This is a genomic window from Coriobacteriaceae bacterium (genome assembly GCA_025757745.1).
GTDB lineage: Bacteria > Actinomycetota > Coriobacteriia > Coriobacteriales > Coriobacteriaceae > Collinsella.
In genome coordinates, this window is the sequence record CP107217.1 from 1,584,633 (window position 1) to 1,602,347 (window position 17,715).

The following is a 17,715-nucleotide window of genomic DNA, read 5'->3' on the forward strand; positions in this document are numbered from 1 at the left end:
CTACACGTCCCTCCTTACAAACGTTCCTTCATGGTTATACGAGCAGCGCGCATGCGCGGCCTGCGTCGACGCCGGGTCGACAGCAGCCACGTTGCCCGCCTCGAGCTCGCGCAGGCGCTCGGCGATGCCGGCCTCCACGCGGTCGAGCAGCGCATCGAAGTCCATGTTGCCGCCCTCGCCGGGAAAGCCCTTCTTAAGCCCCGGGATGCGACCGTCGCCGCGCTCTTCCTCGAGCAACTCGGCACTCGCCGCGCCGCGCAGCGCGGGCTTGCCGCCCTTGGTCGAGAAATAGAGCGCAGCACGGGTATCTAGGCCCAGCGCCCGGCGCATGGCCTGGGCGTAGATGAGCGTTTGGGTATGTGGCGGTAGCCACCGCGGGTCGTCGATGGCAGCCTCACCCGATTCCTCGTCGCGCACCGTAGGGTCGGCGAGTTTAAACTCCTCAACGCCCGTGCGATGCTTGTAGTCGATTACCACGGCGCGATTCTCGGCGTCCACGTCCACACGGTCGATGCGCCCGCCAAGCGGCCAGCCGGCATACTCAACGTTAAGATCGTTAAAGGCAAACTCCAGGTAGCGCGGAACAAAGGGGGTCAGCGCCTCGGCTTCATAGGCAAGCACGCCCTCCAGCTGCGGCAGAATCTCGGCCACCTGGCGCTCCTCCACCGGAGAGAGCGGCACGAGCGGGCCCTCGTTGCCACGCTTGGAGGCATGCTCGGCCAAGGTCTCGTCAAAGACCTTGCGCAGCAGCTCCTGGGCACGTGGCAGGTTCTCGGGCGTCACGCGCTCCATGCCCTCTTGGGGCAGACGGGCGTGCAGGTGCTCCAGCACGTCGTGGACAAAGTTGCCCTTCTCCATATTGCCAAAGCCGGCGTCGATCGACTGGGGCTTCACGCGGTACGAGACGAACCAGCATAGCGGGCAGGTCGAATAGGCCTCGATCTGCGAGGCAGACGTCAGGCGCGGCACCAGCGGCGCATCCTCGCCCTCGCCATCGCGACGGCGCAGGACCAGATACGGAATGGCCTCATCGCTCAGATGCTGAGGAGCTTCGCAGGTCACGCGCTCGCGCCTAAGACCTTCGCCTGCAGCGGGATCAAAGTCGGCGATAATATCGCCCTCGCCCACGCACGTAACCTTGGCGGCGCCAGCGGCCTCGGCATGCGCCCGCAGCTCGGTCCATACGGCTGCCGGGTAGCACTCGCGTGCCTGGCGATCGTGCGTCACGCGGGCGAGCGCAACCGGACCGCTCGCCGCCTGCATTGCACGGCCAAAGCGCACGCGCAGCAGGGCGGCGGGCTCCAAAGACACGCCGTCGCGACGCAGCTCGGCCGTCAACGTGGCAAGCGGGCCCTCTTCGTGCGAAAGCGGGTAGCTGTCCAGGTCGACATCGGCAAACAGCACGGCATCGTAGTCGCCGGGACGCAGGACCGACGCATCGGCAAGCGACGCGAAGCGTACTTGCGCCCGTGGCGTGCGATCGACCTCGTAGGTCACGTAATCGTAAGCGGTACTGCGCTTGTCCACCTTGGTTCGAACGCCGTCGAGAACTGGCACGGTCGCGGCCTGCGACACGTCGAGCGCGCGAGCATCGTTCATAAGGATGTCGATGGCATGGCGCAGCAGAGCCGTCTCTGCCTGGCGACGGGCCTGGCCGTCAAGGCCGCCTAGAGCGCGATCGGGCAGCGCCTCGGCAACGGCGAGCATGGCCTTGAGCGCCGTCACGGGCTTGTCGCGCCACAGCGCCTGAAACACGTCCGAGACCACGCATGGCACGTTCTTAAACCAGTTTTCTTCGCTGGCGGCCTTGCGAGCGCCCCTCACCTGACCCTGCACGCTCTGCAGCAGGCTCTTGACGCCCGCCGTGGTCTTGTTGCGCGACAGGCGCATGTTCTTGTCGAAGCCGCGGGCGCTCGCGGCGTCGGCACCCGAAAGCGGACTATAAATCCAGTCGGCAAGCTCTGGAGCGGGCCACCACTCGGTCTTGGAAGCGGTACCCTCGTCGGCGGCTTTCATACGCTCGATCAGGTTGGCGAGCGCCGTAAACTGCCTGCCCGCGATGGACTGGGAAAACGCCGTAAACTCAGTCATCTCGGCCGCAATGTGACGCGCCGCCAAACGAGCAGAGAGTTCGCCGAACAGCTGGGGTGCCCGGGCGGACACCACGAGTACGCGCACGGGATCGACGGGTGCGGAGGCGGCATCGTTGACCTTGGACTCCTTGCGCGCTTTCACCATCTTATCGATGACGTCCGCATAGACACGGGCACGGGCATGGGGCCCGGCGACTTCCACAAAGGCAGGACGTACGACGGACTTTGGAGCAATCGCGGGAGCGCCGGCATCCTCGTCCAGCGGCGCGATCTCAAACAGCACACCGCGGACATCAAATGCCGCGGCAAGCTCCTCGCGCATCGCCGCTTGCTCGCGAGCAAGCAGCACGACAACCTCTCCCCCGTTGTTTGCCACGGCGGACAGCAGCTCGAGCAGGCTATACGTAAATGACGTGACGCTGCGCACGCAAACGGCGCGGGCGCACCCCGGCAGGTTGTCGGCCAAAGCGCCGGCCATAATGTCAGCCGCCTCGCAGGGCTCGACCATATCTCGACGGTCCAAACCGCGCGCATAGGCGCACAAAAGTTCAAACACGCGAGCCTCGGCGTCGCTTCTGGGCTTGGGCTTGCAAACGTTGTCGCAGCAACGCTCGGCACCTGTCCCTGCCACACCCGGCAGCACATCGCGAGCCATACGCGCGAGCATACGCACCGTGCCCTGGCTGCGCGAAAGCGGCTGCAGGTCGGCGTCGTCGAGACGCGCTACCATGTCCGAAAACAGCATCTGGCGCTGCAGGTTGTCGACGAAACCGCGCCCGTCGCCCAAAAGCTCCCAAAGCGAGCGAAGCCACGATGTAGGCGTCTTGTAGTCAATACCCAGCGAAACGCCGGCTTCCGCCGCATCATGACGGCACAGGTCGAGCTCGGCAAACGTTGGCGCCAGCAGCACGGCACGCCCGTGGCGGGCAATAAGGTCGGCAAGCAGCGCCGCCTCGGCATCGCTCAAATCCGCGCCGGCGTTGGTGGTATAGATTCGAACAGGCATGGTCCTCCACTCAAACCGTTCGCAATATTCAATGCTTCCATCCTACCCGCCCACGCGGACAGATTGCTACCTCAGCTCCATGTTTTGGTGCAAAGCAACCTGACCCCAACGCACCAGCCGATTGCGGGCATATAAAAACCGCCCCCGAAGGGACGGTTCTGCACAATTCGTTTGTTGTCGCTGGCCTACTCGCCATCCTCCAGCTTGATGAGGATCTTGCGATAGCCGCCGTACTCGCCGTTCAGCGCCTTTGAAACGCGGCTCACCGTAGTGGACGAAGCGCCGGTGCGGGCCTGAACCTCAACATAAGGCTCGCCCTCATCCAGATAGCGCGCAACCTGCAGACGTTGCGAAAGATCGCAGATCTCGCGCGGCGTGCAGATATCGGTCAAAAACGCTTGGATATCCTTCTCGTCATCCAAAAGACTAAATGCGTGGACCAGCTGCTTGACATCAGGCTTGTCAAACATGTTCTCGATATTCATCGATCACCGCCAAACCCGCCATAAGGCATCGAAGTTGATACTGACATCGGGCATCGTTCGCCCGTTCTATGCAATAGGGCAACGCCTGTGGCTTTTGCCCGTAGCAGTTTAGCACACCACCAAACTAAAGCGACAAAACTCTCTGCCAGCGGCGCGTTTTCTAGGACGAACGCCGTTTTGAAACCGAATGCGCACGTAAGCTCCACGAATATCTGAGACAATGGGCGGCCGAACAAGGCGGCACACCCGAGCGGCCGTCCAAGCTGCCGCAGCAAACCGCTTCACGCGACACCGACGCACCCTGCGCAAGAAAGGATTCACACCATGCGCTTTATGCTTAACTGGCTCTTTACCTCGATCGCCATCGCGATTGCCACGTTCCTCGTCCCCGGCATCCAGCCCTTCGGTTTTGCCGAGGCCTGGGTCTGTTTCGCCTTCGTGGGACTGTTCCTGAACATCGTCGATTCGCTCGTCAAGCCGTTCCTGACGGTTATCTCGCTGCCGCTCACGATCATTACGCTGGGTATTTTTCAGCTCGTAGTCAACAGCTTTATGCTCGAGCTGGCCAGCTATCTGTCGGTCAATCTGCTGGGCGCGGGCATCTCCATCGCCAGCTTTGGATCGGCCTTTATGGGCAGCATCCTGGTGTCCATCATGCGCAGCATCCTCGACAGCATCGCCGAGGGCTAAAACGGCCATTCCGGCCGCGCCCGTCTCAACAGCCCAAAACGAAGGCCGCCCATCACAAAAATGGGCGGCCTTCTTATTTGCCAAGTCTCAAAGGGCGAGAGAATCTGCCATTTCCACCCCGTCCCCAAATGGCAGGTGGGCTAGATCACGTAGTCGTAGCCTTCGTTGGGAGCGACAAGTTGATCGAGCGTCACACCGTCGAGGTAGTCGTTGATAAGCTTGTCCAGGTTCTTCCACACGTCGAGCGTGGGGCACTCGTCAGAGCGCGAACAACCCTTGCAGTCGCCATCCAGGCAGGCGACCGGCGCCAGGCTGCCCTCGGTCAGGCGCAAGATCTCGCCCACCGTGTACTGCTCGGGCGGGCGCGTGAGCACATAGCCGCCGCCCTTGCCGCGCATGCCCGAGAGCATGTTGGCGCGCACGAGCGTAGCCAGAATATTCTCGAGGTACTTCTCCGAAATACCCTGACGCGCCGCAATCTCTTTAAGCGGGATACGGCCTGTCGCCTGGTGCTCGGCCAGGTCGACCATAACGCGCAGGGCATATCTGCCCTTTGTGGAAACCAACATATATATAGCTGCCTTTCGGTCTTTTAATTCGTAGAAATTCTAGCCGAAAAATTGGTTTTGAAAATACCTATTCCCGTCAAGATGGTTAATCGACTCGTAATAATCTTCTATTTCCTATTGCGTTACTAGGCTTTGGTGTCTACTATGCTTGCCAACAGCAAAACGAACAACCTATAAGGTTTGTGGGTTTCGCTGCCACACACACCGTGAAACCACACGGCAACCAGCAACTTGAACACTTTGGAGGTTCACCATGAGCAAGGTTTACACGTCCATCGATCAGCTTATCGGCCACACCCCGCTCCTGGAGCTCACTCATTTTGAGGCCGACGAGGACCTCAAGGCTCGTGTGCTCGTCAAACTCGAATACTTCAACCCCGCCGGGTCAGTTAAAGACCGCGTCGCCAAGAACATGATTGACGAGGCCGAGAAGGCAGGCAAGCTCGTGCGCGGCGGCGACTACACCATCATCGAGCCCACGAGCGGCAACACCGGCGTCGGCATCGCCTCGGTGGCGGCCGCCCGCGGCTACAAGGTGATCATCACCATGCCCGAGACTATGTCCGTCGAGCGCCGCAAGCTTATGCAGGCATACGGCGCACAGCTCGTGCTCACCGACGGCTCCAAGGGCATGAAGGGCGCCATCGCCAAGGCTGAGGAGCTGCAGAAGGAGACCCCCAACAGCATTATCGCCGGCCAGTTTGTGAACCCCGCCAACCCCGCCATCCACAAAGCCACGACCGGCCCCGAGATCTGGGATGACACCGACGGCAAGGTCGACATCTTCGTCGCCGGCGTCGGCACCGGCGGTACCGTGACCGGCGTGGGCGAGTTCCTCAAGGAGCAGAACCCCGAGATTCAGGTCGTCGCCGTCGAGCCCGCCACCTCCCCGGTGCTCTCCAAGGGCCAGGCCGGCCCGCACAAGATCCAGGGCATCGGCGCCGGCTTTGTGCCCGACGTCCTCGACACCCGAGTCTACGACGAGATCATCCCCGTCGAGAACGAGGACGCCTTTGCCACCGGCCGCGCCGTGGGCCACAAGGAGGGCGTGCTCGTGGGCATTTCGTCCGGCGCCGCCGTGTGGGCCGCGCTACAGCTGGCCAAGCGCCCCGAGAACGAGGGCAAGACCATCGTGGCGCTGCTCGCCGATACCGGTGAGCGCTACCTGTCCACGGCACTCTTCCAGGGCTAGGGCCCGTCGCCCATAGGTTGAGCCCAGGGCGAACCGGTCTCCCCTCTCCCGGTAGCCTGAGCCCATCCCATCAGGGTGTCCCACGAGACGTCCGAACTTGCTACGATGTCTGCGGCGCGGAACCAGCCTCCCGCGCCGCTTTTCTTTTTTGGCCACATGCCACCAAGGAGAACCTCCCCATGCACAACAAGCGCGTGCTCGTCGCCATGAGCGGCGGCGTCGATTCCAGCGTGACTGCGTACCTGCTCAAAAGCCAGGGCTACGAATGCGTCGGCGCCACCATGCGCCTCACCTGTCCCGCGCCCGATCCCGTCACGGGCATGGGTAAGGTCGATCGCGACATCGCCGATGCAAAGGCCGTCGCCGAGCGCCTGGGGATACCCCACCATGTGCTCGACCTACAGCAGACCTTCGACCGCAATGTTATCGAGCGCTTCGTGACCGCCTACCAGGAGGGGCTGACGCCCAACCCGTGCATCATCTGCAACCGCCATATTAAGTTTGGCGCGCTGCTCGATGCGGCACTCGATATGGGCTGCGACTACATCGCCACGGGTCATTACGCCAAAACGAGCCAGGCGTCCGACGGAACCTGGCAGCTGCACCGCGGCGAAGATCTCAAAAAGGACCAAAGCTACTTTTTGTATTCGCTCACACAAGAGCGCCTGGCACGCACGATCTTTCCGCTGGCTGGGCTGGACAAAGAGCGCGACGTGCGCCGCATTGCCGCCGAGCAGGGCTTCATCAACGCCAAGAAGGCCGAGAGCGAGGATATCTGCTTTATCGCGGACGGCGACTACGCGGGCTATATCGAGCGCCGCTGCGGACATGCCGCTGCACCGGGCGACATTGTGTGGCGCGACGGCAGCGTGGTCGGACGCCATAACGGCGCGTTGCGTTATACCATCGGCCAGCGCAAGGGTCTGGGCGTCGCGATGGCGCATCCCGTGTACGTAACGGGCGTCGATGCCGCCAACAACATTGTGCATCTGGGCGAGGCCGAGGACCTGACGGCCACAGCGCTCACGGCCAACGACTGGATCTGGAGCGCCCCCGCCGACCGCATGGAGGCAGAGCTCAATGCCGGCGGCATTCGCGTGGGCGCCAAGTACCGCTACCGTCAGAAAGACCAGGCAGCGACCCTTACGCGTGACGAAGACGGGCAAATGCTGCTAACTTTTGACGAGCCGCAACGAGCCATCGCCCCCGGCCAGGCCGTTGTAGTCTACCACGGCGACATCGTCCTCGGCGGCGGCACGGTGACCGGCGCACTTAAGTAGCCCCATCCCCTTCATAAATTGCGGTGAAATAGGGACTGTTTAAGCGTTTAAAACCGCCAAACAGTCCCTATTTCACCGCAACTTAGAGAGGACGGCCTCGGTCGGTACTGCCGTATCAGCCGAGGCCGCTGCATCGTTAGCGCTGAACGTAGGCTCGGACCAGCTCGTAGGTGTTGCGCACGCCGTCCATGTGGCTGCGCTCGTAGTTGTGGCTCGCGTACACGCCGGGGCCGATCAGGCCATGGCGAATGTCGTAGCCAGCCGAAAGCGTGGCCTCGACGTCCGAGCCGTAGTGCGGGTACACGTCGATGGCGTAGTCAAGTTCAAGCTCGCGCGCGATATTGGACAGCGTGGTCACCAGGTCGTAGTTGTACGGACCGCCCGAATCCTTGGCACAAATCGAAACCATGCGCTCGGTGCAGCCCAGATCATCGCCCACGCAGCCCATGTCAGCGCTGATCATCTCGCGCGTGTCGGCCGGCACAAAGGCACCGCCGTGGCCGACCTCCTCGTACACCGTAAAGAGCAACGAAACCTTGCGCGAAAGCGTCACCTCGCCTTCGGCGACGGCGCGGGCCAAACCCAGCAGAATCGACGCGGACAGCTTGTCGTCAAGGAAGCGACTCTTGATGTAGCCGCTCTCCGTCACCGTGGTGCGCGGATCCATAGCGATGATGTCGCCGGTTTGAATACCCAGCTCGAGCACATCGTCCTTGCTGTCAACGTTCTCGTCGAGCAGGATTTCCATGTTCTTCTCGATGGTCTTGACCGGCTCATCGGCCACGTGCGCCGAAGGCTCGGTATTGAGGACCACACCCGTGTAGACATTGCCATCGCGCGTATAAACGGTGCAGTTCTCGCCATCGGCCGTAGACCACTGATGCCCGCCGAGCGTCGTGGGGCGCAAGCGGCCATTGTCCTTGATGGAGCGCACCATGGCGCCCAGGGTATCGACATGGCTCGCCAACACGAGCGGCTCACCCTCACCACCAAGCTCAACGAGCACATTGCCCTTGTTAGAACGCTCGGGCCCAAAGCCCATATCGCGCAACGTCTCCATCAGATAATCAGTCGCCGCACGGGTATAGCCCGTAGGCGAAGCGATAGAAGTCAGCGCCTTAAGCTGTCCCGCGATATAGGAGAGTGTCTCCTCTAGAGAAGCATCAATATTAGAAGCCATATGCGTCCTTCCAAGTAAAACTAAGACCGAGTCCCGATTTTAACCGTTCTGCACGGTCAATGCCCTAGGAGCCGAGCCGCCTCCCGACGTCCCCGCACCGGTTTTGTGCACGCGCACGTCTTACAATCCCAATCTTGCATAAATCCTATCGGTATCTGCATAGAAATGAGGAATCTTTTTGCTTCGTCTCAGGGTACCCCACCTTGGGCCGTGCAAAAAACGGAGTATTCAGCACCGTGGGCCCCAACGACCCCATCGCGAACGACAAAACGACGTGGTTACAGCAGTGTTGCAGGTCGTCGCAAAGCAGAAACTCAGTAACAACCCCCTCCACTCATCGATAGCCCGCCCACAATGGCTGTCGATGAGCGCCTGCGGGCCACTCGGCCCATTCACAACGTTATGCATTTTTAAGAGCTTGCTGAATACTCCCAAAAATGCACGCGGGAAAGTGCACCACCTATCCGTAGCGGGCAGTACGCCTTGGTTTTGCCCGTCTCAGAACATTGACGCAGCACAAAAAGCCCCGCCGTGCGTAGCACGGCGGGGCCAGCGGCAAGTCAAAAGACCATACGCCTACGGGCGAAGGACCACCAAACTGGGTTAGGCAGCCGGGCAAATCTTCTTGAAGAGCTCGATGACGTCGTCGAGCGTCGCCTCGCGCGGGTTACCCGGGAAGCAGGCGTCGGCCATGGCGTCCTTGGCCAGGACCTCGATCTCGTCAGCCTTCATGGCCTCGCAGACGTGCGGGATGTTCACGTCGGCGGAAAGCTGCTTGACGGCGGCGATAGCGGCGTCGGCAGCCTCGTCGGTGCTCATGCCCGTGGTGTCAACGCCCATGGCAACGGCAACCTTGGCCAGGCGCTCGGTGCAAACCGGCTTGTTGAACTCCATGGCGATCGGCAGCAGCATGGCGCAGGCGACACCGTGCGGGGTATCGTAGTGAGCGGACAGGGTGTGAGCCATGGCGTGGTCGATGCCCAGGCCGACGTTGGAGAAGCCCATGCCGGCGACATACTGGCCAAGAGCCATGCCCTCGCGGCCGGAGCCGGGCTGACCGGACTTGGCCTCGGCGACGGAGTCACGCAGGTTCTCGCTGATCAGCTTAATAGCCTCAAAGTGGAACATGTCGGAGAGCTCCCAAGCACCCTTGGTGGTGTAGCCCTCGATGGCGTGGGTCAGAGCGTCCATACCAGTGGAAGCGGTCAGGCCGGCGGGCATGGAAGCCATCATGTCAGGATCGACGACGGCGACCTCGGGGGCGTCGTTGGTGTCGACGCACACGAACTTGCGAACCTTCTCGGGGTCGGTGATGACGTAGTTGATGGTCACCTCGGCGGCGGTACCGGCGGTCGTCGGCACGGCGATGGTGAACACGGCGTGGTTCTTAGTCGGAGCAACGCCCTCGAGGCTGCGGACATCGGCGAACTCGGGGTTGTTGATGATGATGCCAATGGCCTTAGCGGTGTCCATGGAGGAGCCACCACCAATGGTCACGATAGCGTCAGCCTCGGCGGCCTTGAAGGCCTCGACGCCGTCCTTGACGTTCTGGATAGTGGGGTTGGGCTTAATCTCGGAGTAGAGGCTCCAAGCGATGCCGGCGGCGTCGAGCTCGTCGGTCACCTTAGCGGTAACGCCAAACTTAACCAGATCGGGGTCGGAGCAGACGAAGATCTTCTTGTAGCCGCGACGCTGGAGCTCGCCGGGGATCTCCTTGATGGCGCCGGAACCATGATAAGAGATGGTGTTGAGAACGAAACGATTAGCCATTGATAGCCTCCCATCGTGTGCGGGGCATCCATTACGCCCCGCGCTATAAGTCCCATCCTAACGCTTTTGAAACAAAAAACGCGTGAGAACGTCAAAAGTGTTAAAGCGTTTCAACAGAATAACGGAGCCCTAGTCCTTCCCTCCCGACAGCAGCGAAGGCTAGATTATGGGAGCAATCGCCCAAAGAATACGACCGACTCAGTCTATAAATTGTTTCTGTTTTAGCAATATATGTTTGACAATACGTTTATAAAAAGATACTTTGTAGTGAATAACATGCATGCAGCAAATAACGTCATTCATTTTGTTAGAAATTGCCCATGCGGTTATTGCAGCTGCATCTACTGCAACGTACAGCGTAATTCTCCGCACGAAGCAGAAGACGGTTCCAATTCGATCGAGGCGATGACACATGGTGGCTAGTTGTCCTAAATCGAGCAAGACGGCTACAAACGAATATCAAATCTCAATTGAAGGTAACCCTTATCCGCATACTCTGGCTCTCATCAACCCAGCAGGAGACAACCTCAACATCAAAAAACATGGGTTCACGGGTCCACTAGGACAGCTATTGAGTCTTAAATATACCGTTTATGACGATGCAAATGAAAAACTCTTCACTGTCGTCGACGGTGGTTTTAGCAACATGCCCAGGGTTGCGCTCATCATCGAACACAAGGAAGTTGCGGTGTTTGATTATGGCCTAAACAGACTTGAGATGAAGTGCGTAACGAACATACCGAATTACACAATAAAAGGTAACTTCCTATTTGGAGATTACGATATATTCAGCCAACGGGAAGTGAAACTATCTTCAGTTATCGTCCTTCAATGTGATAAACAATCGTGCTTTAGCATACAGGTTTTGGATAAAGCCGATTTAGCCGCCGCAATTGGAATACCTACAGCCATTGCCCTTCTTAGGGCTCGGATTGAAGAGCATCTCGAATAAATCGCAAAAAGCAGTTCGTAGCAACATTCAGGAGCTGGATAGTTTTTTCTGGCTCCTGAATGTTGTTACGAACATGCACCTTAGCGCTTAAGACTCGCGGTCTGCCAGTCAGCTATGATGCGGGCCCATTTCCTGTGCAAATCGCGCTCGCGGTCGATAAACATGATGGCAAACGCGACAAACAGCAGCAAGCTCGCCACGACGATGGCATGCAGGCCCATGCGCTCAATACACCAGTTGCCCAGCACGGCGCCAAACACAAAGGTAAAGATCACGCCAAAGTACAGCACGCCGTTTTCCAAAAAGCCGCGCTTGTGGGTGATGATGTAGTCGTCCACGTTTTGCAGCGCGTTGCGCAGGTTACCGATGCACATGGTCGTGGCGATGCCGTGACCATGTATCTTGCGGAAGCTCTCGACCTGCATGCCGCAGGCAAACGAGGTGAGGCAGTTGGCGAGCAGGTTGTAACCGCCACCGGGGATAAAGCTCACGCCCAGCAAGATGACGGCTTCAAAGAACACCGTCACTTGGCGCCAGTGAATCACGCTGCCAAACCGCTCGTGTACCAGGTCGGCAAGCATAATACCCACAGCAAACGACACCACAGGGAAGAAGTAGCGCCCCGCAAGTGCCCAATTGCCCTCCGAGATGCTCACGCCCACGAGCAGGATGTTGCCCGTCTGCGCGTTGGCGAAAACATGATCGCGCCCAATGTACGAATACACATCCATAAAGCCACCGGCGAGCGCCAAGATGATGCCCAGCTCGATGGACTCCGATATCTGTTTGGCACGCTGCATCGTCGTGCATCCTCCTTGTTGACGACTCTCTCGTGCGTTGGCGGAAACATAGCCGCCGTTCATACTGTAACCCATTGACAACATGGCATGCGCGCGAGACGGGTTCTCCAACGCGCAGATACACAGTCTGGAAACAAACGGCGGGTGCGACACACGCATCGACGTGCCGATCCGCCAGCCCATGTACTCCACCAGTCTTTTTAGCGCCGTCCCAAAAAGACTGGTTACAATTACGTGCAGCATACTAACAACGGGAGGAATCGTGGCAAAAAAGCCCCAGGACGCTCAGCACAACCAGCACGGCAAGCATGCCCAGCGCGGCCAGCAGCAAAAGCGCGGCGGTAAGGCGCAGGCCACGGCCTCCCCCGCCACCCGGGTCGCGCACACTCCGGCTGCGCCCACCCGTCCCTGGCGACCGGGCCGCGATAAGTTCCTCCCCGTCAGCCGCGCCGACATGGATGCGCGCGGCTGGGACCAGTGCGACTTTGTCTACATCTGCGGCGACGCCTACGTGGACCACCCTAGCTTTGGTATGGCCATCGTCAGCCGCGTGCTCGACGCACACGGCTACAAAGTGGGCATTATCTGCCAACCCGACTGGACTGACCCCGCCAGCATCACGGTGCTCGGCGAGCCTCGCCTGGGCTTTCTCGTCAGTGCCGGCAACATGGACTCCATGGTCAACCACTATTCGGTGACCAAGCACCGCCGCCACACCGACGCCTATACCCCCGGTGGCGAGGAGGGGCGCCGTCCCAATCGTGCCGTCACGGTCTACGGCAACCTCATTCGCCAGACGTTCAAGGACGCTCCCATCATTATCGGCGGCATCGAGGCAAGCCTGCGTCGCCTGGCCCACTACGACTACTGGCAGGACAAGCTCAAGCGCTCGGTACTGCTCGACTCGGGCGCCGACATCCTCATCTACGGCATGGGCGAGCACGCGATCGTCGAGATCGCCGACGCGCTCGACGCGGGACTGCCCGTCGATCAGATCACCTATATCAACGGCACCGTCTACCGCACAGGCTCGCTCGACGAGGTCTACGACTACGACCTGTTGCCCAGCTGGGACGACCTTGCCGCCGACAAGCTCAACTACGCGCGCAGCTTTAACGTGCAGCAGCAGAATATGGACCCCATCACCGGGCATCGCCTGGTAGAGCCCTACCCCAACAGCGTCTATGTGGTGCAGAACCCGCCATCGGCGACACTCACCACCGATGAGATGGACGAGGTTGCCGAACTCCCCTACGCACGCGATTGGCATCCCGACTACGACGCGGCGGGCGGCGTGCCGGCCTTTGCCGAGATCAAGTTTTCCATTAGCTCCAACCGCGGCTGTTTTGGCGAGTGCTCGTTTTGCGCCCTCACCTTCCACCAGGGTCGCGTGTTGCAGATGCGCAGCCACGACTCGATCATGCGCGAGGCCGAGCTGCTCACGCGCGATCCCGAGTTTAAGGGCTACATCAACGACGTGGGAGGGCCGACGGCCAACTTTAGCCGTCCTGCCTGCGACAAGCAACTCAAGCACGGCGTATGCAAGAACAAGCGCTGCCTCTGGCCGAGTGTATGCAAGAACATGGTGGTCGACGAGAGCGGCTACACGCAGTTGCTGCGCGACCTACGCCAGCTGCCGGGCGTCAAGAAGGTCTTCGTGCGTAGCGGCATCCGCTTTGACTACACCATGGCCGATGCCTCGGACGAGTTTTTACGCGAGCTGCTGGAGCACCATGTCTCGGGCCAGCTGCGCGTAGCGCCCGAGCACGTGAGCGATGCGGTGCTGTCCGTGATGGGCAAGCCGAGCCGCGCTGTCTACGACGCGTTCTGCCGTAAATTTGAACGTTTGAATCGCGAATACGGACTCAAGCAGTACGTGGTGCCGTACCTGATCTCGAGCCACCCCGGTTCAACGATGAAGGAAGCCGTGGACCTTGCCGAAGCCGTGCGCGACATGGGCTACATGCCCGAGCAGGTGCAGGACTTCTACCCCACCCCGTCCACCATGTCGACCTGCATGTACTACACCGGCGTGGACCCGCGCACCATGGAGCCGATCTATGTAGCGCGCGACCCGCACGAAAAGGCCATGCAGCGCGCGCTGATTCAGTATCGCAAACCCGAGAACTACAAGCTCGTGCGCGAGGCGCTGGAAAAAGCCGGCCGCCGTGATCTGATCGGCTACACCAAGCATTGCCTGATTCGCCCCGTGCCCCCGCGCCCGGGCGAGACATCGGCCAGCGGCGGACACGGGACCGGCAAGAAGGGTGGCAAGGCCCACGGTGGCGCTGGCGGCGCCGGCAAGGGGCCCAAGGGCAGCAAGGGCCACGGCGGTATGTCCCGCGCGCAGAACACTGCTGGTCGCAATCGCGCGGCCCAGGGACGACAGGGCGCCAACGGCGGCGGCAGGCGCAACTAGCGCGGCGAGGGCCAGCCGGCGTCTCATGGCCAGCCGGCGTCCTTTCATCGGCCAAGCGTGTTTTCCCTAGGGGGAACACGCTTGGGCTGACTCCAGTCATGTTTTCCCTAGGGGGAACACGCTCAGACACACCTAGTCGTGTTTTCCTTAGGGGAATCACATTTACTGACGGGAGCGAGCCAGCTGGCACGTCAGCTTGAGCGACCGCATCGCCTCTATCAGCACAAAGCCGGCGATGGCAACCGTGACCGCCACGTCGAGCGGCGTGTTCACAAACCAGAGCAACGTCATGAGATACGACCCGGCGTTAAAGGCAAAATGCAGCAGGATCGTGTAGCGGAGCTTTCCGGTGGTCACGAGCACCCAGCCAAAGACCAGACCGGCGGCACCGGCGTAGCAGCCCTGCACCCAGTTCATGTGCATAAAGCCAAAGATGGCCGCTTGCAGCACAATCGCCGCGGCGATGCCCCAGGTACTCGGGGCCGCCCAGGGCACTATGGCGCCGTCCTGAGCGCTCGCACGACGCCGGCGCTTCCAGAGCGGACGGCACTGCGGGTTAAACGCTCGGAGCGAAAACTCAAAAATGATACCGCGCACCAGCAGTTCCTCGCAAAACGGAGCGCCGAGCACCGTGGTCAGGACGGCCAGATAGCTCGTGTCGCCCATGCCCGTCTCCTCGACAAGTTCGCTGTAATCGGCCGCCGCCTCGGGCAACAGCGACAGCACAGCGTCGGTCACGTAGCCAACGACCACCTGCAGGGCAAGGCCGATCACGATAACGCAGGCGATGCGCTTCCATGCAGCATTTGCTCCCCCACCGAGCGGGCGCTCACCTTGCCGGCGCGCCAGAAAGGAGCGCGGCCACAGATAACGCCACCACAGCAGCGCCATCAAAAACGACGCCGCCTGAGCAGCAGCCTGAAGCAATTGAATGTCGAGGTCATCGATTGAAAAACCCATGAACACCGATGCGACGCCAAGGGCGGAGAACAAAACGACGCTCAGGGCTATATCGGCAGCGACAACGCCAAAACAGGCAAGCGCCCAAATCATCGCATTGAGCATGCCAACCTCCTCAAAACCGTTCCCTAGTTCTACCACAACTCGGCAGAGAGCTGATTCCATGGGGACGGAGGAAAACGGATCACTTATTGATAAGAATCGGGCGCAGTGCCAAAGGCCCCGCTGGGCGAGATGTCGAACGGGAAGGTGCCGCAGCGATTGAACGCGGCGATAAACATGCGGATGGCGTTGGACGGCGTGGTGCCCACGAGCTGGGTTGCCGCCGCGAAGGCTGCCTTCTCCTCAGGCAAGACCTTCGCGACTACGGGGGTCATGTGTTCTGCCATGGCGCTTCCTTTTTGAAACGACGGTAGTGCGGATAGATGCGGGCCACGCGGCTGGGCGACGGGCTGTGAAGGCAACCCGATTGGCCCACATCTGGAGTTTGTTTCTACGGCGTTGGTATTACTTGGTATTCCTAAGTATTACCCCGCAGATAGAATACCATACCCGACCCCATGGGGACGGAGGAAAACGGATCATTTTGTTGCTGAGTTAGCATTTAGAGCGTGATGATATCCGAGATATTGAAGGCCCGAGCGTCGACGGCATCGTGCGTGGCAAGCAACAGCATGCGGCCGTCGAGCAAGTCGAGCACGACCTCGGCGCACGCATCGCGCGCGGCGGCATCCAGGCCGGTAAAGGGCTCGTCCAGAATCACCGCGTCGCCTGGGCACAGCAGGGCTCGGGCAATCTCGACGCGACGGCGCTGCCCGCCCCCATATCAGCCCTTTGCGCAAAACGGCAATGTCCCGCCCACGCAATCACGTGGACGGGACATTGCTCCAGGCATGCGGTCAGCGGCTCTTTTGTGCCAGCGACCTTCTGTCTTTAGCTAAGCTCGGGCCAGTAACCCTTGTTGGCCTCGATCATGTCGTCGAGAACTTCCTTAGCAACCTTCATCGAAGGCACGGTCTTGTTGAGCGTAAAGGCCTTGAGCGCCTTCTCGTACGAACCCTCGATCGTAGCCTCGACCACGAGCTTCTCGGAGTTCAGCTGCTGCATCATAAGACCCTGCTGGAACAGCGGAATGTTGTCGCGGCTGATGACCTCGGGGCCGTTCTTGCCAATGTAGGCAGGCAGCTCGACCATGGCGTCATAGGGCATGTTGGGGATGGCGCCCTTGTTCTCGCAAATGACCAGGAAGCGCTGCTTGGTGTCGTTCTTCAGAGCGATGGCCAGGTCGGCAATCCAGTCGCCGTGGCTGCCCGCATAGAACGTGCTCTCGTCGATCTCGCCGGTCTTCTCGTAGTGATCGATACCGTCGAAGAGGTTCTTCTCGCGCGTCTCCTCAACCTCGTTAGCACGGGTGCGCTCGGGGTTGGAATGCTCGACGAACTCCTTCTGCTGCAGGTAGTAGTTCAGATACGTGTTGGGCAGGTACTCCGGGAAGCACTCCATGATCTCGTACTCGCCCTTCCAGACGTAGTACCAGCTGCCCTTGGTGTGACGGTTCTGCTCGGGGTGCTCGTCAGTGGCCTCCTCGGGCTTCTTTGCCATGAGCGAGCCCATACCCTTGAGGTAGGAATCGGGCAGCAGGATCTGGTGCTCCTTGATGTACTCGCGCAGCTGCGGGAGCACCTCCTCGCCCTTGTGGCGGATCGAGGTGAACCAACCAAAGTGGTTGAGGCCAAAGTAATCGTACTCGACATCCTTCTTGTCGATATCGAGCGCGGCGCAAACCACGTCGATGATCGCGATCGGCATGTCGCAGATGTTGATGATGCGAGCGTTGGGACGCAGCACACGGCAGCCCTCGGAGACGATGGCAGCAGGGTTGGAGTAGTTGAGAATCCAGTAATCCTTCTTGGCGTACTTCTCAACGTCATCGATCAGCTCGACCATGGGGAAGATGGTGCGCATGCCGTAGGCAAGGCCGCCGCAACCGCAAGTCTCCTGGCCCACGCAGCCGTGACGCAGCGGAATCTTCTCGTCCTGCTCGCGCATGGCGTAGCCGCCCACGCGCATCTGGGCAAACACGAAGCTCGCGTCGGTAAAAGCCGTCTTTTTGTCGGTGGTCACCGTGAGCTTGATGTCCAGGCCGAGGTCCTCGTGCAAAATCCAGTCCACGAGCACGCCGACCTTGCGCTGGCGCTCCTCGTTGATGTCGTACAGACGAATCTCGTCAACGTCGAGCTCGTCCTTGCGCAGGGCGATGGACTTGACGATGCCGGGGGTAAAGGTGGATCCGCCACCACACAGAGTAATGATCATTGT

General features: G+C 60.3%; 15 protein-coding genes. 5 read left to right on the forward strand and 10 right to left on the reverse strand.

All coding sequences use genetic code 11. The annotated features are described in order from the left end of the window. Window positions 1-3,099 carry a PD-(D/E)XK nuclease family protein gene (locus tag OGM60_06800; GenBank protein ID UYI98601.1) on the reverse strand — a complete coding sequence of 1,033 codons (3,099 nt, stop codon included), beginning with the start codon at window positions 3,097-3,099 and terminating at the stop codon, window positions 1-3. 185 nt (window positions 3,100-3,284) lie between these two features. Continuing rightward, window positions 3,285-3,584, reverse strand: a complete 300-nt coding sequence (locus OGM60_06805; GenBank protein ID UYI98602.1) for a YerC/YecD family TrpR-related protein — start codon at window positions 3,582-3,584, stop codon at window positions 3,285-3,287. Between the two features lie 324 nt (window positions 3,585-3,908). On the opposite strand from OGM60_06805, the gene OGM60_06810 reads away from it, so the two are divergent. Further along, window positions 3,909-4,274 (forward strand): phage holin family protein, encoded by a 366-nt coding sequence (locus tag OGM60_06810; GenBank protein ID UYI98603.1) that lies wholly within the window; start codon window positions 3,909-3,911, stop codon window positions 4,272-4,274. A gap of 140 nt (window positions 4,275-4,414) precedes the next feature. Here OGM60_06810 and OGM60_06815 read toward each other — a convergent pair whose 3' ends face one another. After that, on the reverse strand, window positions 4,415-4,843 hold the full coding sequence (locus OGM60_06815; GenBank protein UYI98604.1) for an Rrf2 family transcriptional regulator: 429 nt from the start codon (window positions 4,841-4,843) through the stop codon (window positions 4,415-4,417). Between the two features lie 253 nt (window positions 4,844-5,096). On the opposite strand from OGM60_06815, the gene cysK reads away from it, so the two are divergent. After that, window positions 5,097-6,035, forward strand: coding sequence for a cysteine synthase A (gene cysK, locus OGM60_06820; protein ID UYI98605.1), 939 nt, complete (start codon window positions 5,097-5,099; stop codon window positions 6,033-6,035). Between the two features lie 17 nt (window positions 6,036-6,052). Then, window positions 6,053-7,315 (forward strand): tRNA 2-thiouridine(34) synthase MnmA, encoded by a 1,263-nt coding sequence (gene mnmA, locus OGM60_06825; protein ID UYI98606.1) that lies wholly within the window; start codon window positions 6,053-6,055, stop codon window positions 7,313-7,315. 136 nt (window positions 7,316-7,451) lie between these two features. Here mnmA and OGM60_06830 read toward each other — a convergent pair whose 3' ends face one another. Together OGM60_06830 and fucO are read right to left on the reverse strand one after the other, a co-directional pair. Then, window positions 7,452-8,495, reverse strand: coding sequence for a M42 family metallopeptidase (locus tag OGM60_06830; GenBank protein ID UYI98607.1), 1,044 nt, complete (start codon window positions 8,493-8,495; stop codon window positions 7,452-7,454). Between the two features lie 603 nt (window positions 8,496-9,098). Continuing rightward, complete coding sequence (gene fucO / locus OGM60_06835) at window positions 9,099-10,265, reverse strand: lactaldehyde reductase (GenBank protein UYI98608.1); 1,167 nt, start codon at window positions 10,263-10,265, stop codon at window positions 9,099-9,101. Window positions 10,266-10,677: 412 nt separating this feature from the next. Here fucO and OGM60_06840 point away from each other — a divergent pair, with 412 nt between their 5' ends. After that, window positions 10,678-11,217, forward strand: coding sequence for a hypothetical protein (locus tag OGM60_06840; protein ID UYI98609.1), 540 nt, complete (start codon window positions 10,678-10,680; stop codon window positions 11,215-11,217). Window positions 11,218-11,297: 80 nt separating this feature from the next. Here the strand turns inward: OGM60_06840 and OGM60_06845 are convergent, their stop codons facing one another. Next, window positions 11,298-12,017, reverse strand: a complete 720-nt coding sequence (locus OGM60_06845) for a DUF1275 domain-containing protein (GenBank protein ID UYI98610.1) — start codon at window positions 12,015-12,017, stop codon at window positions 11,298-11,300. Between the two features lie 262 nt (window positions 12,018-12,279). Here OGM60_06845 and OGM60_06850 point away from each other — a divergent pair, with 262 nt between their 5' ends. Continuing rightward, window positions 12,280-14,436 (forward strand): YgiQ family radical SAM protein, encoded by a 2,157-nt coding sequence (locus OGM60_06850; protein UYI98611.1) that lies wholly within the window; start codon window positions 12,280-12,282, stop codon window positions 14,434-14,436. A 162-nt stretch (window positions 14,437-14,598) separates the two neighbouring features. On the opposite strand, the gene OGM60_06855 is transcribed toward OGM60_06850, so the two are convergent. The 4 genes from OGM60_06855 to OGM60_06870 form a co-directional block, all read right to left on the reverse strand. After that, window positions 14,599-15,501 (reverse strand): CPBP family intramembrane metalloprotease, encoded by a 903-nt coding sequence (locus OGM60_06855; protein ID UYI98612.1) that lies wholly within the window; start codon window positions 15,499-15,501, stop codon window positions 14,599-14,601. 83 nt (window positions 15,502-15,584) lie between these two features. Further along, on the reverse strand, window positions 15,585-15,785 hold the full coding sequence (locus OGM60_06860; protein ID UYI98613.1) for a type II toxin-antitoxin system RelB/DinJ family antitoxin: 201 nt from the start codon (window positions 15,783-15,785) through the stop codon (window positions 15,585-15,587). Window positions 15,786-16,000: 215 nt separating this feature from the next. After that, complete coding sequence (locus OGM60_06865; protein UYI98614.1) at window positions 16,001-16,159, reverse strand: ABC transporter ATP-binding protein; 159 nt, start codon at window positions 16,157-16,159, stop codon at window positions 16,001-16,003. 170 nt (window positions 16,160-16,329) lie between these two features. Then, the gene (locus OGM60_06870) at window positions 16,330-17,712 is read right to left on the reverse strand and encodes a 6-phospho-alpha-glucosidase (GenBank protein ID UYI98615.1); all 1,383 of its coding nucleotides are present in this window, start codon (window positions 17,710-17,712) and stop codon (window positions 16,330-16,332) included. Window positions 17,713-17,715 lie beyond the last annotated feature (3 nt).

Excerpts from the sequence above, each read along its gene's own strand:
- OGM60_06800 (UYI98601.1), bottom strand. The coding sequence starts at position 3,099 with ATGCCTGTTCGAATCTATACCACCAACGCCGGCGCGGATTTGAGCGAT.
- OGM60_06805 (UYI98602.1), bottom strand. The coding sequence starts at position 3,584 with ATGAATATCGAGAACATGTTTGACAAGCCTGATGTCAAGCAGCTGGTC.
- OGM60_06810 (UYI98603.1), top strand. The coding sequence starts at position 3,909 with ATGCGCTTTATGCTTAACTGGCTCTTTACCTCGATCGCCATCGCGATT.
- OGM60_06815 (UYI98604.1), bottom strand. The coding sequence starts at position 4,843 with ATGTTGGTTTCCACAAAGGGCAGATATGCCCTGCGCGTTATGGTCGAC.
- cysK (UYI98605.1), top strand. The coding sequence starts at position 5,097 with ATGAGCAAGGTTTACACGTCCATCGATCAGCTTATCGGCCACACCCCG.
- OGM60_06830 (UYI98607.1), bottom strand. The coding sequence starts at position 8,495 with ATGGCTTCTAATATTGATGCTTCTCTAGAGGAGACACTCTCCTATATC.
- fucO (UYI98608.1), bottom strand. The coding sequence starts at position 10,265 with ATGGCTAATCGTTTCGTTCTCAACACCATCTCTTATCATGGTTCCGGC.
- OGM60_06840 (UYI98609.1), top strand. The coding sequence starts at position 10,678 with ATGGTGGCTAGTTGTCCTAAATCGAGCAAGACGGCTACAAACGAATAT.
- OGM60_06845 (UYI98610.1), bottom strand. The coding sequence starts at position 12,017 with ATGCAGCGTGCCAAACAGATATCGGAGTCCATCGAGCTGGGCATCATC.
- OGM60_06855 (UYI98612.1), bottom strand. The coding sequence starts at position 15,501 with ATGCTCAATGCGATGATTTGGGCGCTTGCCTGTTTTGGCGTTGTCGCT.
- OGM60_06860 (UYI98613.1), bottom strand. The coding sequence starts at position 15,785 with ATGGCAGAACACATGACCCCCGTAGTCGCGAAGGTCTTGCCTGAGGAG.
- OGM60_06870 (UYI98615.1), bottom strand. The coding sequence starts at position 17,712 with ATGATCATTACTCTGTGTGGTGGCGGATCCACCTTTACCCCCGGCATC.